The 2,038-nt window shown below is 56.8% G+C and carries 2 protein-coding genes; both read right to left on the reverse strand.

The window, feature by feature from the left end; genetic code table 11:
• The coding region (locus tag GX108_08530; protein ID NLO57067.1) for an FAD-dependent oxidoreductase at positions 1–475 on the reverse strand (475 nt) is incomplete at its 3' end.
• A gap of 481 nt (positions 476–956) precedes the next feature.
• A partial coding sequence (locus GX108_08535; protein ID NLO57068.1) for a hypothetical protein occupies positions 957–2,038 on the reverse strand: 1,082 nt, incomplete at its 5' end.

Raw genomic sequence — 2,038 nt, forward strand, 5'->3', positions numbered from 1 at the left:
GGTTGGCGTTGGTGAGTATGTCGGGGATATCCCGGAGCCCTGGGATGGGCGGGAGGAAGGGCTCCGTGCCGACGGCGATGAAAATCTTTTTCGCACTGTAATCCTCGCCCTCGGCGCGGATGGTGCGATCGTCGACGAACTCGGCCTCACCCTGCACCAGGTGTACCTTTTCGAAGACGCTCATCATTTTCTTGCCGGTAATGCCGCCTACCTTCTCACGAACGACACCCATGGGGTCGAAAGCCTTGACGGAGAGTTCGGCGGTGATGCCGTATTTTTTCAAGGTTTTGGCCGAGTGGAAGGCCTCGGCGGCCTTCAGGAGCGCCTTGCTGGGGATGCAGCCGCAGTTGAGGCATTCGCCGCCAACCTTGTACTTTTCGAAGGAGACCACCGAGAGTCCCAGGGCGGAACCCATGGCAGAGATGGCCATCCCGGCCGGCCCCATGCCGATGACCATGATGTCGTATTCTTTCATGCGCCTCATCCTCCCAGGGAACGGAGATTGTGACATCTTTGATTTAACGCCCTCATTATACCCCCCATTAGTATAGAGTCAAGGCTTGGGGTCAGAGCTTGATTTTAAGCATTTGTACACTAAAGAGAGTAGCAGATCGATATGCGACCCGTTCCAGGGAAAACCAAGATCAGACCGGGAAACAGCTTTATCGGAAGTGTGGATCGTCAATCTTGGATCGGAGAGCATATCCGAAAACAAATTTAAATTCTCATCCGTCATCACTAAGGTGGCGGCCATGCCCGGGATGACAAAAAAGGACCATCCTATTCAATGGCCACCTGCGGTATATGTTCGAGACCCGATATTGGCTTTTTATCATGCCTCAAAGGTTTCACGGATTTTGCCTTTCCTTTTGCCATCGGGCTCCTATTCCCTGACGGTTGCCACCTTTTTGCTGATTTTTGTATGCAAATGCTCAAAATCAAGCTCTGACCCCAAATCAGTAGCGGAAGAGGGCAGCGAGGTCGGAGCCACCGGGGACTTCTTCGGGGGCGACGGCGTATACTTTGCCGCCGCCCTTGAGGGTGCTGACGGCCGCCAGGTCGAGAAGGTCGCGGTTGCCGAAGGCGTGAGCGTCTTCCAGCACTATGACACCGCTTTCAGCGTCGTAGCACCCCCAGGCCTGTTTGCCCAACGCGACAAAGAGGGTGTCGACCCTCCCCTGGACCGAGGCGGGGACGACCTCTTCCAGGGAATCGGAGGTCTTGCCCGTCCCTTGGAGGTGTCCGAAGCGTTCCAAGGCTTCCTTCTTTGATCGCTCGAAGAGGGGTTTGACGATCTTCCAGGCTTTCTCCCGGATCTCACTGTCTTTGAAGGCCTCGGGGTTCCCCTCGATAGATTCTTCCAGGAGGCCGGCGTAGGTGTTAGCCTCGCGGTAGATCGAGTTGAGGGAGCTTACGCCCGCCGTGACAAGGGGCAGTTTTTCCTCGCGGAGTATTTTCTGGAGGCCGTCATCGACGATTCGGAAGAACCTCCGGATGTTGGCCTTGAAGTCCTCCTCTTCGGCGCCGTGGGTGGGATAGGCCCCGCCGAACTGGCCCTGTTTTTCCATGGGGTTGTACTGAAGGGCCTCAGAGAGGCTCGTGGAGACCCCCTCGAGGGGCACCTCGGCGACGGTGCCGCGCCCGAAACGGAGCATCCGGATTTGCTTCTGACTCAGGTAGAGGACGAGGAACTCCTCTCCTCCCGCCAAAAGAGGCAACAGGGGCTTTATGTGAAAACGGTCCGACACGGTCACTACGTCGTTTACTTCGGAGGGGATGTTGAGGACCTGAAAGACGCCAAGGGCGACGAAAAGAGCAAGGTTTTCGTTCTGGCGCTCCCAAAAGACGGAGTTGGACAGCAGTGACCTGGCTTCGGAGAGAAGGGCTTCCCTCTGGTGGGGCCGGAGATCGAACCCTCCGAGAATCTCCTCGGCCTTGGCGATCAGATTCTTGAAGCGGATCTGCGACTTTTTGGGATCGTGCGGACGGGTCTCGGACATGTAGAGAGAGACACTGGGCGTGCTCTCGTGCTCTGCCA

It is taken from the genome of Thermovirga sp., assembly GCA_012523215.1.
Lineage (GTDB): Bacteria > Synergistota > Synergistia > Synergistales > Thermovirgaceae > 58-81.